This is a genomic window from Oleiphilus sp. HI0067, assembly GCF_001635735.1.
The window spans coordinates 21469-33583 of sequence record NZ_LWFI01001122.1; the positions used below are offsets into that span (position 1 = coordinate 21469).

The following is a 12115-nucleotide window of genomic DNA, read 5'->3' on the forward strand; positions in this document are numbered from 1 at the left end:
AAAGTAATTCACTAACATTTAAGCTTTACGCCAGACAAAACCAAGCCTTACACTATGCGCTACTTTTTTAATGGATGAAGATCCGTATGAGTCGTTTTTTCAAACTTTCTACCCTTCTCTTTACGTTTTTCAGAAAAATTCTTTTTTTGTGGGTACGCGTTGATATCAAAGGCGCAGAGGCCGATGAGCTAGAACTAGACCCAGATAAGCCAGTCATTTATGTTCTGCAATACCGCACATTTTCGGGACGCCTAGTACTCGAAGAATCAACGATTAGACAAAAGCTTCCCTCATCACAAACTAAGCTCGCACTCGGCAACTCAGACGTGCGTCGCTCATTCTTCTTTCTTTACGAGCCTTTGGGCCGACTTTTCAAACGCAAACAACGTCCAACCGTAACAGGCCGCCTAAAACAATTAGCACAGCACGTTGCAGACGATGATGATAGCGACGTTCAGATTGTACCTGTATCAATTTTCTGGGGCCGTGCGCCAACACGTGAGCGCTCGTGGCTTCAATTGCTTTTGACTGACAACTGGTCCGTTGCGAGCCCTCTTCGTCAGTTATTTATCATTCTTCTTCATGGTCGCCGCACTTACGTGCAATTTAGCAAACCTATCTCATTGCAAGAGCTTTATGGCGACAGTGAGAAAGATGCAAAACGAACTCAGCGCATGGCCGCACGTATATTACGTGTGCATTTCAGACGCGTGCGTCAAACGGTTATTGGGCCTAACCTTAGTCACCGCCAAACGCTCGTTCAAACAATCGTGGACACTCCGACCGTTCGCGATGCGATAGCAAAAGAGTCCGAAGCATCAGGCAAACCAAAACAAGAACTCAAACAACAAGCTTTAAAATATGGTGATGAAATTGCCGCGAGCTTGCAGATTTCTACTATCCACTTTCTAGAACGAGTTCTTAATCGCTTATGGAACAAAATCTATAACGGTATTTACGCCTCAAATGTCGAAGCAGTAGAAGAGGTCACTAAAGACCATGCCGTTGTCTATGTACCCTGCCATCGAAGCCACATTGACTACCTACTTCTTTCTTCTTTGTTGTTCCGAGAAGGTATTATGGTTCCCCACATTGCTGCGGGTATCAATCTAAACCTTCCTGTTGTTGGCAGCATCCTTCGTCGCGGCGGCGCGTTCTTTATGCGCAGAAGCTTTAAAGGCAATAAGCTCTATGCAGCAGTATTTGCCGAGTACATACATATTATGTTCAAACGCGGCTACTCAATAGAGTATTTCGTAGAAGGTGGTCGAAGCCGAACTGGACGAACGCTGCAGCCTAAAGCTGGCATGGTCGCTATGACGGTTGCTAGCTACTTGAAAGACCAGCAAAAACCCATTGCTTTCATTCCCGTTTATTTTGGCTACGAGAAAGTACTCGAAGGCAGTACGTATATGGGCGAACTTCGTGGCAAGGAAAAGCAAAAAGAATCTGTATTCGGTCTATTTAAATCTCTCAAGAACTTACGAAAATCATTCGGTAAAGTTGCTCTGAATTTTGGCGAGCCAATTATTTTAGAGAACTACCTAGATCAAAATCAGTCATCTTGGAAAGATGATATTAAGAGCATTGAGAATATTAACGATCAAAAACCTGATTGGTTTAACGATGTCGTAGGTGGCCTATCAAAAGAAATCGCAACACGCATCAATGCATCAGCCGCGGTTAACCCGGTCACGTTGACAGCCACAGTATTGCTATCGACACAGCGACAAGCCATGGACGCCAACAAACTAGCAGACTTAACTTCATTTTTCGCAGCACTACTTAAAGAGCAAACATACTCTCCATATATCACCTTCCCCGAAGGTACTGGAGAAGAATGGATCGAATACACAGAAGATATGGGCTTACTAAGCCGTCAAAGCAATGAACTAGGCGACATCATTTCATTGAATGATCGCAACGCCGTTTTGCTCACCTATAATCGCAATAACACACTACATCTCTTTGCTATTCCGGCGTTAATCGCCTGCATTACGCAAAACAACCCTGCAATGAGCAGAGCCGAAGTACATCGGATCTTCCGTTCCGTTTACTCTTATATCCGTGCTGAATTATTTATTCAGTGGGAAAGCGCTGAAGTCGACAAAGAATTTGAAGCTTGGTTGAAACTCCTAGCAGAGAAGGGTTTATTAACACTTAAGGACGATGAAGTTCACAGGCCAAATACCGGCAGTAACGAGTTCGTAAAACTAACGACTCTAGCGAGCTTCATCATGCCGACCCTTGAACGCTACTATATTGTGATTGCTATTCTGACACGCAAAGAAAGTGGCTCAATGAACGCTGAAGAGCTCGAGAAGCTTAGTACGCTAATGGCAGAACGAATGTCTATTCTATTTGGCCTGAACGCTCCTGAGTTCTTCGATAAAACCTTATTCAGAAACTTCATTTCTATATTGAAAGAGAAAGGCATTCTGGAAGAGAACGAAACAGGCAAACTAAATTACAGCGAGTTGATAAACAAAGCCGCGGAAGACTCTATGTTTGTATTAAATGGCAATCTTAGACAAGCCATTGTGCAGGTTACATCTGGTCGCTAGACTCAGGCATCTAGGGGCTAACAGCCCTTAGCCCTTGCCCCTTACAACTCGGATAAGCTTTTGATCGTATATATATCGTAGCGAGAGCTTTTCCCTTCTAGTTTCAAAGAGGGTTTTTGCCCGGCAATTTCTTTACCTTTCCTGGGGCGTTTCACAACGACACGATATCGCGCATTGTCTAATGCCGCGGACAACAAACGATGATCATCTAAGTTCTCGCCCACTAAATCATGAAAGGCTCGCATTTCCTTTTTAACAGCTGCCGACTTCTCTTGGGATGGATACATCGGATCAAGATAGATAACGTCAGCAACTGGCTCAGAAGAGCTCTCTAGCTTAGTGATTGCATCACCGTATTGAAGCGTCATACGCTGAGCAATCTTTGCAATCTCCATATCATTAAACGACTGCGCTTCTTCTAAAGCGTGCTGCAACAGAAACTCAACAACAGGCACTCGTTCGTACATATCGACCTTGCACCCTAAGGTAGCTAAAACAAACGCATCTCGCCCCAAACCTGCTGTTGCATCTAACACATGTGGATAGACGCCCTTGTTTAGGCCAACAGCTTTTGCCACTAACTGCCCCTTTCCTCCGCCGTGGCGCATACGATGCGCATTCTTACCACTTAAAAAAGAAGCTGAAATCGGACCAGGAGCGCCCTTTCCCGTTTGATATAGCTTCGGGCCATTCTCATCAAAATAAAGAACGTATTTTGCCTGATCTAACAAAGGGCCTATGAAAAGTTCCAATTGATGGGATTGAGAAAAAGACTGAGCAGAGTCTGCAAACGGAGAAGCGTGATCAGAAACTCCAACCGCTAAGGCTGGCACAGAAGAGTTTGTAGACAGCATACAAATTAAACGTAGATATCAATACCGAGCAATTCGCCGCCCTGATATGACTGTCCGGCCTGCTCTGTTGCGAAGTATTCCTGTAGCGCTTGTTTGTTACGCCCCGTGAGATTTTCGCTTCGTTGCAACTGCTCTAAACGCTCTACTTGTCTCAACTCGGCTTCACGCAATACTTCTGGGGATGCGACGACGCGCGCATCGGCCTTAGGCGCTTCTAACACCTGCTGGGCTTGCTTTTGGTCTTGCCTCTTTTCAGTGGCGCCAGGCTGCAGCGATGTAAGATTAATTGAAGGGTTGCCGACTTGCATCGAATATCACATATTTATTGAGGTTGCTGAAGTGTAATGCAAAAACACACTAGGCGACAAATACTAGTACAAAAAGAACAAATCCCAAGGCCAGACGATAGATAACAAAAGGCAAAAACCCTATCTTCTCTAGCAACTTTAAGAAGAAATGAATACACAGATAAGCACTTATAAAAGAAACAAAGGTTGCAAAAGCAATCAACTGCAATTGGGCATCATGCCCTGTTTCTAACAACTCTTTAGTCTTCAGCAATCCAGCTGCAGCAATCAATGGGACAGAGAGCAAGAATGAAAAACGAGCAGCAGCATCACGCGTTAAGCCTAGCAATAGCGCTGCAGTCATTGTAATACCAGATCGCGAAGTACCAGGAATCAATGCAAGGGCTTGCGAACACCCAATAAGCAATGCCGTTTTGACGTTTACATCAGTCACAGACAAACGTCTTGCACCGCGATGATCAGAAACCCACAATAAGATGCCAAAGAATATAGTGGTACTAGCAATAACAAGTGTAGAACGAAGATGCTCAGACACGAATTCGTTGAGAAGAACACCCGCAAGCCCGGCAGGTATCGTTGCAAGAATAATCAACCAGGCCAAGCGCGCTTGCTGCTTTTTTTCAGCTAAAGCAGAAAACTCCGAACCGGGACGAAAAATCGAAGACAACCAAGCTTGAGCAAGCTCGATAAGCTCTTTACGAAAATATCCAACAATGGCAAGCAAGCTGCCAACATGTACCGCGACATCAAATGCTAGCCCTTGGTCTTCCCAACCCAGTAATTGAGACGGGAGGATCAAATGCGCCGAGCTTGAAATCGGCAAGAATTCAGTAAGCCCTTGAATCAGAGCAAGCACAAAGGCTTCTAACCAGCCCATTATTCGTCCTTTTTATTTATTCTCTTCCGGGAAGTTTCTTCCAAGCAACTTGATCACGGATATAAACGGGCGCTGCTTGCTCGGCCGACACAGCTTTGCCTTGCTCAAAATCAATCAAGGCCAACTCTGCGATAGCACGACTTGGATGCTCAAGCACAGCCTCACATTCAGGCCAATTACTGATCGAAGAAATTCGATCCTTATAAGCTAGGCCGCTACCAAACACAGGCATGTTTGTATGATCTTTCAACGCATCCGCGACACGTTCCGGCTTGTCGACAGATTCAGGCAACTGCTCTTTAGGGAATCCTTCGATATCACGCTCATAAACAGACCAATAAATTTCATCCATTCTGGCGTCAATTAAAACGAAGCACTCGTTCTGCTCAGACTCATTCTGCAAAACATGATGCGCAAGCGCCCTCAAGTTAGAGACGCCTACAACAGGAATATCCTTACCGAATGCAATACCTTGAACAAAACCTGTAGCAATACGAAGCCCGGTAAACGAGCCGGGGCCTTGGCCAAACGCAAGTGCATCGACATCCTCCAACTTAAGCCCCGCCTCCTCCAAAAGCACCTTCACCATAGGAAGAACATGCTGCACATGACTTCTTGCGGCTTCTAGCGTTTTAGAAAAAAGCTCAGTACCGCACTCACCTTTCAGTAACAAAGTCACTGAACACAATTCAGAAGATGTATCTACAGCTAGGATTGCTGTCATTCTTACCTGCCAAACAAAAATTTAAAAACATATGATAAACGCCAAGCAATAAAAAAGGCAGCTCAAGGAGCTGCCTTTCTTTCAAAGATTATTCGCTTATGCGTCTAACCCAGCAACAATCTGATCACGGATCTTAGACATCTCACCAACGCCATCTACACGAACGTAATTTGGCGCAGCTGCTTCACCTGACTCAGCCCACGCAGAGTAGTACTCAACAAGTGGAGCTGTTTGTGAGTGATAAACATCTAGACGCTTACGTACAGTCTCCTCTTTGTCATCTTCACGCTGAACAAGCGCATCACCAGTAATGTCATCCTTACCTTCAGTTGCAGGCGGATTGAACTTAACGTGATAGACACGACCACTCGCCTCGTGAACGCGACGACCGCTCAAACGACTAACAATCTCTTCATCAGCTACATCAATTTCAACAACGGCATCGATATCAATACCCTGCTTTTTAAGCGCTTCTGCTTGAGGAATTGTGCGTGGGAAACCATCGAACAAGAAACCATTTGCACAATCGTCTTCTTTGATACGCTCTTCGATCAAAGCAATAATTGTCTCATCAGAAACTAGACCACCAGACGCCATGACTTCTTTCACTTTCAAGCCTAGTGGAGTGCCCGCTTTAACAGCTGCACGAAGCATATCGCCCGTTGAGATCTGAGGCACGTCATACTTCTCAGTAATGAATTGAGCTTGAGTTCCTTTACCGGCACCTGGTGCGCCGAGCAAAATAACCTTCATAGATTACTCCAACAATATAGAAAAAACGGTTTGGGTATAGATACAGGCACTAGCTCACGGCTAGCTAAATCATGAGTGAACCGCACTCAACCTGTTATATTTTTACGATTGATACCACTGAAAGGCGGCCATTATAGGGCAATCAGATTGCGGGGCAAAGTCTTGTGCCCCGAGCCACTGAGAATAAAAGGTATTCACCCTGAAAATAATCTGATTTAGGCGACTAATTCGTTCACTAAACCATCAAGAGATTCACATTGCGCGACCGTTGTATCGGCTAAGATAAGCGCTTGTTCCGGGTCGATACCCAAAGCACTGCAACATCCTTCAAAATCTATCGAGCATGGTTCATCACCAACACCATGAAGAGAAAGCAGATAATTAGATAACTGAACTAGCGACACTAGTTCCTGATGCTCACCCTCGTAACTTGGAGATTGATGCATAGCAGCAACTTTAATACAGGACTCTGGCAAGCCCCAAAGCTTCAATAAAATAGCACCAAGGGAGCCATGCCCCAATGAGATAAACTCTTGAGCTGCGCCCATTCCAAATACTTGCTGTTCAATATCACGCATGGTTCTCTCTGGCTCAGCGACACGAAGCTTATTGAGCATGCGATACTCAGGCGGGAAGAGCTGCCCGATGAGCAGTAGACCAAAATTGTGGAGTAAACCAGACAAGTATGCCCCGTGCTCGTCTACACCCAAATCAGGGTTGACCATGACAGAGAGCGCTTGAGTTAACACAGCAGAATGCAAAGCATGACGCCATAATGCATTTAGCCCTAATGGACCATCGAGAGGTAAGGTAAAAGCACGAGCGGATGCAATGCCAAGGGAAAGTTTAGCGACGCGTTCAAAACCTAAGACAGCATTGATCGCCTCTTTCACATCAGTCAAATTGCCACGGTAATTGAACAATGCCGATCTTGCATAACGCATAATTTGCGCAGATAAACTTGGATCTTGCTCCACAAGCTGGGCCAATTCCTGAACACTAGAATTAGGATCAGACGTAATATGCATGACGCGCACAGCGGTTTCAGGCATCGGAGGCAGACGATAAAGTGTTGTTAGCTTTTTAGCCACATCATCAAGCGAGTAGCCTTTCTCGATATGAACTACTAGCTCTGGCGCGCTTAGACTTTCAGAAAAGTCGCCTTTATTGCATTGGTGAAATGCCGCTCGAATCGATAAGCGAGGCAAGTTTAACAAGGTGTTTGCACAACCGCTCGAAGCAAAAATAGCATCAAGTTCGAATACTGAGTGATCAACGTAGACCGTTAAACCATAAGACTGCGCGAGAAGTGGCAAATGCCCATGATCGCAGTCAGCAAACAATTTCCCAGCCTGCTCATCATCAATAATCTGAAATTGTCGACCTGAGAAACGATTTACTGCATCAACATCAGGTCGGCTTTGAAAAGGAATAATTAAAACCGCAGGCCCATCTCGATCGAGTATTAACTGAGTTCTAACCGTGCATTCTGCAACAGCTCCTGCCAACAAAACAGCATGGGACAAATCCCTTGCTCGGGCATGATGAACAAGTTGACACTGGATCGCATTTTCATCGATGTATTTACTTAAACGACTGGCAAGTGGCACGGTACTTCTCTCTAACTAAACTACTCTAAAAATCTGAAGCCTCAATTTGAGGCTTATAGATCAAGTTTAGCGAAGCTGATATTGAGCACTTGTACCGCGTCACAAATGCGGGTTACACAAGGTAGCAATATGTAACGTTGTATGTCCTACCCAGTATTTCGGATCCCCGCCGCGATACCCGCCATCGTTACTTTTAAGGCCGACTCAACTTGTTGTGCCTCCGCTTCAGAAGCATGAGACTGACCGCGACTTCGGTGCAATAATTCCGCTTGAAGATAATGAAGAGGATTTGTGTAGGTTGCACGTACACGCAGCGACTCACCAAATTCGGGACTATCTTCAAGTAGATCTTTTTGCCCCTTGAGCTGATTAACCAACTTCACCATTTTACGGAAGCGACCTCTTAAACGTTTTCCTAATGGCTTTAAGTCCTCGTCCACGAGCATTTGCTCATAGTATCGCGCGATACGCGGATCAGCCTTAATCAAGACCATCTCTAGCATATCCACTTGCGCCCTGAAAAATGGCCACTGCTCAGACATCTCTTTCATCAGTGCATCTTGGTCATTATTTAACGCCTGTTCAAAGGCATCATCACTACCAAGCCATGCCGGCAACATTAAGCGAATTTGCATCCAAGCAAATATCCAAGGGATGGCGCGCAATGTTTCAACGCCACCTCCACTTTTTCTTCGCGCAGGGCGGCTGCCAAGCGCTAATTTTCCTAACTCTTGTTCAGGCGTCACACTCCTAAAGTACTCAACAAAATTAGGCTCATTGCGCACCACGTCTCTATACGAATTCACAGACACGGCCGTCAAAGCATCTAAGGCTTCGCGCCATTGCGGCTTGGGCTCAGGAGGTGGCAACAAGCTCGCTTCAATCACAGCGCTCGCGTATATCCCTAGACTCTTACTTGCAAGAGAGGGCGATCCAAATTTAAATCGAATCATCTCGCCCTGCTCTGTAATCCTAAATCGCCCATCAACAGATCCCGGAGGCTGAGACAGAATCGCCTTGTTAGCAGGACCTCCACCGCGACCTACCGTTCCCCCCCTACCGTGGAACAGGCTCAACTTCACGCCGTGTTTCGCTGCCACTTTTACTAAGGATTCTTGCGCTCGATATTGCGCCCAACCCGCGGCTAATTGACCTGCATCTTTAGCCGAATCAGAGTAACCAATCATCACCTGCTGATAGCCATCACAGTAATCTGCATACCAAGGCACACTCAACAATCTATCAATGCTTTCTGACGCGCTATTCAAGTCATCCAAGGTTTCGAACAAAGGAACAATACGCATCTTTCGATTCATGCCTTGCTCGCGCAACAATAAGATAACGGCCAATATGTCAGAAGGCTTAGATGCCATAGAGATTACATAGGACCCAAACGCCTCCTCTGACTCACCAGCAATCACTGCACAAGTATCGAAGACCTCTTGAGTCTCTTCGCTCCAAGTCATGCCCTTTGCAATCAGAGGGCGTTTGCCCTGCAACTCTTTCAACAAGAATGCTTGTCTCTCTTCCTCTTTCCAATCGTTATAGGTGCCGATACCCAAAAATTCCGTGATCTCGTTTATCGCATCAGCATGGCGCTCAGAGTCTTGTCTTACGTCTAATTTCAGCAGCTCTAAACCGAAGCATTGAACACGGCGAATCACATCAAGTAAGGCACCGTCTGCCACACGCGCTATTCCTTTTTCATGCAATGATCGATAACAAATCAATAAAGGCTCGAGTAATTCACTTGTCAACAAGAGAAGTTGATCTTGGGAGAAATTTGAAACATCACCACGCGCGACCTCTGCCGCCCAATCACGAGTGTTAGATAAGCGTTTTCTCAACGAAGACAACACAATCCGATAAGGCTCGCTTTGATTGCGACCCGAACCTGAATCTAGCTGCTCTGCTAATTCGACAAGCTCCGCGCTCGCTTCCCACATCGACAAATGCGTCATCAACGAAGCCAAGTCCCTCAAATATAAATCCGCTGCCATCCAACGACTCAGAGCCAATACTTCTTTTGTTACAGTAGAAGTGACATTGGGGTTTCCATCGCGATCGCCTCCCATCCAAGAAGCAAACCGAATAGGCCTAGATGATAGAGGCAAACGTATTTGATAACGCTCATATAAAGCCATATCAAAGTCTCGAAGAAATTCGGGAAGAGCCTGCCAAAGACTGTTTTCGACAACAGCAAAACCCCAACGGGCTTCATCAACCGAGCTTGGTCTTTGTTCACGAATTTCGTTCGTATGCCACGCCTCACAAACAAGGGTATTAAGCCGATTATCAATTTGCTGCTGCTCTCTCTCATTGAGATCACTGCGATCTTTGCTGTGAAGCACGGAGGTAATAGCATCGTACTTCATGATCAGCGTTCGTCGCGCTACTTCAGTAGGATGTGCCGTCAGAACAAACTCAATTGATAAGCTCTCAAGCAGACTGGCAAGTCTCTCTTTCTGCACGTTATGCGCATCGAGATGGTCAAATAGCTCTTCAAATAACACTGAGGCATCTATTGCTTGCTCATCACTTCGTCGAACGCCGTGATATTGCTCAGCAATATTAGAAAGGTTTAAAAACTGGTTGAATGCACGCGATAAAGGAACAAGTTCTTCATCTTTAAGATTAGAGAGCAAACTCACGAGCTCTGGGCTTGCATCTCCCGCTGCAACATCTCGATCTAGCTTTGCGGCTCGGCGAACCTTCTCCACTAATTCGAATAAGTCATCTCCATGCTGCTCTTTGACATTCTCTCCTAGCAACGTACCAAGCAAACGAACATTTTCACGTAACAACGGATGTAATTCGGACAAGCTATTCTCCCTTCCTGAACAGAACAACGAAACTTCGTTTCTACAACGGATTTATCCAATATATTTACAATTTCATACAAAGCAACGACATGCAATCTCTTACAGAGTTCTAAACTCAATATTGTAATGACGAACAAAATAGACCTTGCTTGCGGAGACAGGGTCTTTAGAAAAACGATTAGGTGTAAACAATTATGAGAATTAAAGAACTAACAGCGCAATGGGAAAAACAAGCAAAAGCAATCATGACCGAGAACGAATATTCGTTCCGTATTCCAATCGAAGATGCCGCTAAAATTGAAGCGCTCGCCGAGATGTACCCTAAACGCAATAAAAACGAAATTCTTTGCGAACTCATCTCCTCTGCATTGCAAGAGCTAGAGACCGCCATGCCTTACATTGCAGGCACAGAAGTCGCCGCTATTGACGAGCAAGGAGACCCTTTGTATCAAGATGTGGGCCCAACGCCTCGCTTTTTAGATCTAAGTAAAAAGCACTGCACCCTACTAAAACAGGCTGGAAAAAAAGCCGCGAATGGATAAGTAAATAAGGGTCAGCGACTACAGAACTGACCCGATCCTTTTATGCTTCTGATTCGCGATCGCGGAAGCCAATCAAATAAAGAATGGCATCTAGGCCCAAATTTGAAATGGAGTGTTTGGCACTCTCTTTCACCAAAGGTTTGGCATGAAACGCAACACCTAAGCCGGCTCGACTCAACATTGCTAGATCATTTGCGCCATCTCCCACCGCAATAACCTGAGCACGACCAATACCCTCTTTCTCAGCTAACTCATCCAGCAAATCGGCTTTACGTTGACCGTCAACCACATTGCCCGTGACACGGCCTGTTACTTTTCCATCTTCAATCTCAAGATTGTTGGCATAGACGTAATCTATTCCAAGCTTTTCTTGAAGCCCTTTAGCAAAGTAAGTAAATCCGCCCGACAAAATAGCGGTTTTATATCCAAGACTGCGAAGCGTTGAAATTAGCTTTTCAGCACCTTCGGTCAATTTTAAACGTGCAGCGATTTTCTCGAGAACTTCTTCGCTCAAACCCTCAAGCAAACCCACTCGACGAGCAAAGCTCTCTTTAAAATCAAGTTTACCCTGCATCGCAAATTCTGTAATTTCAGCCACTTGATCTCCAACACCCGCTTCGATCGCAAGCTCATCAATTACTTCAGCTTGAATCAAAGTCGAGTCCATATCGAAGACAACTAAACGACGATTTCTACGGAAGATTGAATCTTCTTGGAACGCAATGTCCACACCTAACTCGTTGCCGATAGCAAGGAAGTCTTGTCGCAAATCATCTAAGTTAGGCGGCGTGCCACGCACTGAAAACTCAATGCATGCCTTAGTTTGTTCAATGCTCTGCTCAACGGCGGGACGACCAGACAATCGCGTAATGTTGTCGATATTCAAACCGTGACGAGCGGTGATCGCAGACACATGAGAAATCTGTTCCGCAGAGATAGATCGTGATAAGAGTGTAACGATGTATCTAGCCTTACCTTTGCCTTCCACCCACAGGGCGTATTCTTCCTTGCTAACAGGCTTGAAACTCACATCTTGCTCGAGTTCGTGCATACGGAACAAC

General features: G+C 45.4%; 10 protein-coding genes. 2 read left to right on the forward strand and 8 right to left on the reverse strand.

Going from position 1 to position 12115, the window contains the following annotated elements; genetic code table 11:
- The first annotated feature begins 86 nt into the window (after positions 1-86).
- Positions 87-2564, forward strand: coding sequence for a glycerol-3-phosphate 1-O-acyltransferase PlsB (plsB, locus tag A3739_RS16285; RefSeq protein WP_068482084.1), 2478 nt, complete (start codon positions 87-89; stop codon positions 2562-2564).
- A 41-nt stretch (positions 2565-2605) separates the two neighbouring features.
- On the opposite strand, the gene A3739_RS16290 is transcribed toward plsB, so the two are convergent.
- The 7 genes from A3739_RS16290 to ppc all read right to left on the reverse strand — a co-directional run bounded on the left by A3739_RS16290 (position 2606) and on the right by ppc (position 10512).
- Positions 2606-3418 carry a class I SAM-dependent methyltransferase gene (locus A3739_RS16290; protein WP_068481992.1) on the reverse strand — a complete coding sequence of 271 codons (813 nt, stop codon included), beginning with the start codon at positions 3416-3418 and terminating at the stop codon, positions 2606-2608.
- Positions 3419-3423: 5 nt separating this feature from the next.
- Positions 3424-3726: a hypothetical protein gene (locus A3739_RS16295; RefSeq protein WP_068481990.1), complete on the reverse strand. Its 303-nt coding sequence runs from the start codon at positions 3724-3726 to the stop codon at positions 3424-3426.
- A gap of 49 nt (positions 3727-3775) precedes the next feature.
- The gene (locus tag A3739_RS16300; protein WP_068481986.1) at positions 3776-4603 is read right to left on the reverse strand and encodes an undecaprenyl-diphosphate phosphatase; all 828 of its coding nucleotides are present in this window, start codon (positions 4601-4603) and stop codon (positions 3776-3778) included.
- Positions 4604-4619: 16 nt separating this feature from the next.
- Positions 4620-5327, reverse strand: coding sequence for a tRNA (adenosine(37)-N6)-threonylcarbamoyltransferase complex dimerization subunit type 1 TsaB (gene tsaB, locus A3739_RS16305; RefSeq protein WP_068481983.1), 708 nt, complete (start codon positions 5325-5327; stop codon positions 4620-4622).
- A 96-nt stretch (positions 5328-5423) separates the two neighbouring features.
- Complete coding sequence (gene adk, locus A3739_RS16310; protein WP_068481980.1) at positions 5424-6080, reverse strand: adenylate kinase; 657 nt, start codon at positions 6078-6080, stop codon at positions 5424-5426.
- 215 nt (positions 6081-6295) lie between these two features.
- Complete coding sequence (locus tag A3739_RS16315; RefSeq protein ID WP_068502069.1) at positions 6296-7690, reverse strand: aminoacyl-tRNA deacylase and HDOD domain-containing protein; 1395 nt, start codon at positions 7688-7690, stop codon at positions 6296-6298.
- 146 nt (positions 7691-7836) lie between these two features.
- Positions 7837-10512, reverse strand: a complete 2676-nt coding sequence (gene ppc, locus A3739_RS16320; protein WP_082878452.1) for a phosphoenolpyruvate carboxylase — start codon at positions 10510-10512, stop codon at positions 7837-7839.
- 194 nt (positions 10513-10706) lie between these two features.
- Between ppc and A3739_RS16325 the strand changes: the two genes are divergently transcribed.
- A complete protein-coding gene (locus A3739_RS16325; protein ID WP_068481974.1) occupies positions 10707-11054 on the forward strand; it encodes a type 1 pili tip component in 348 nt (115 codons plus the stop codon).
- Between the two features lie 40 nt (positions 11055-11094).
- Here the strand turns inward: A3739_RS16325 and serB are convergent.
- Positions 11095-12115 (reverse strand): phosphoserine phosphatase SerB (gene serB, locus A3739_RS16330; RefSeq protein WP_068502072.1); only part of this gene is annotated, 1021 nt, incomplete at its 5' end.